The sequence below is a fragment of the Burkholderia sp. HAN2018 genome, from assembly GCF_024704855.1.
GTDB classification, from domain to species: domain Bacteria; phylum Pseudomonadota; class Gammaproteobacteria; order Burkholderiales; family Burkholderiaceae; genus Burkholderia; species Burkholderia cepacia.
The window spans coordinates 1-299 of the sequence record NZ_QOBB01000582.1 but is presented as its reverse complement, the minus strand read 5'-3'; the positions used below and the strand labels follow the sequence as shown (position 1 = coordinate 299).

Sequence of the window (299 nt, the reverse complement as noted above, 5' to 3'; positions counted from 1 at the left end):
CGGACGGCTTCGAGTTCCGCTGCGACAACGGCGAGCCGCTGCGCGTAACGTTCGCGCTGGATTGCTGTGACCGTGAGGCAATGAGCTGGACGGCTACGACGGCAGGCCACAGCGGCGACATCGTGCGCGACGTGATGCTGGCTGCAGTGGAAAATCGGTTTGGCAACGAGCTGCATACGCCGTCCGAAATCGAGTGGCTGAGCGACAACGGTTCGGGCTACACGGCCGACGACACGCGTCGGTTCGCAGTGGCCATCGGCCTGAAGCCATTGACCACGCCGGTATGCAGCCCGCAAAGT

1 protein-coding gene is annotated in these 299 nt (G+C 63.9%); it reads left to right on the top strand.

All coding sequences use genetic code 11. The features are described from left to right. Window positions 1-299: DDE-type integrase/transposase/recombinase (locus tag DPV74_RS41905; RefSeq protein ID WP_162923368.1), on the top strand; the 299-nt coding region annotated here is incomplete at both ends.